The following is a 722-nucleotide window of genomic DNA, read 5'->3' as shown; positions in this document are numbered from 1 at the left end:
AGAAAGTTTCAATGAAGATACAGATTGTGAACTATGCAGGGAGATTTGATTTGAAAACTGAAGCGAAGACAGAGCTTAAAATGGAAATTTCCGGTCTTAGCCGACCACAATCTTTTGATGCATATGACATAGATATTATTCTTTTAAACGATAAAAATATATGGCAAAATAGAGGGAATAATACGGACAGAGTAAAGGCGCAAAATGACTTTATAAGTATAAATAAAATTATAGAGAACTGCACTAGCGCACAAGTTATTGTAGTTCTACCACAGAATATCAAATTTTTGTATAATTTTTGGAATGAAGAACCCCTAGCTAGTTGCGTTTTAAAAGATATGATAGAAGAACTGAGATTAATTCTAAAAGCATTATCAAGTAGATTACAATGGCACGACTTGTTTTATGAACGGACTAAGACTAATTTTGAAAACCATATGATTGAAGCGGACTTTTATTTTAATGGGGTAGATGCAAAAAACATATTAACAAAGTCCGACAGGAGTAAAAAAGCAACTACGATAAGAGATGGAAAACTTATTTTCACAACATTAAATTTAGAAACTGAAAAAGATATACAAGCTTTTTTACAAGGTATTGGCTTAATTGAAAGTAAAAAATCTATACCTGAATGGATTGAGGAAATAAAGATGTTTGATGATGAAAAGCAACTTGAATTGATAAATGAAAATAGTGCACTAATTGAGCAATATAAAAAAAAT

The 722-nt window shown here is 30.2% G+C and carries 1 protein-coding gene; it reads left to right on the top strand.

Translation table 11 applies throughout. The features are described from left to right. Nucleotides 1–50 precede the first annotated feature (50 nt). On the top strand, nucleotides 51–722 hold a 672-nt coding region (locus D1841_RS17860; protein ID WP_207710205.1), incomplete at its 3' end, for a hypothetical protein.

Source organism: Neglectibacter sp. X4, from assembly GCF_009917365.1.
Lineage (GTDB): Bacteria > Bacillota > Clostridia > Oscillospirales > Acutalibacteraceae > Acutalibacter.
The sequence above is the reverse complement of the archived record's forward strand: the minus strand, read 5'-3'. Positions and strand labels throughout refer to the sequence as shown.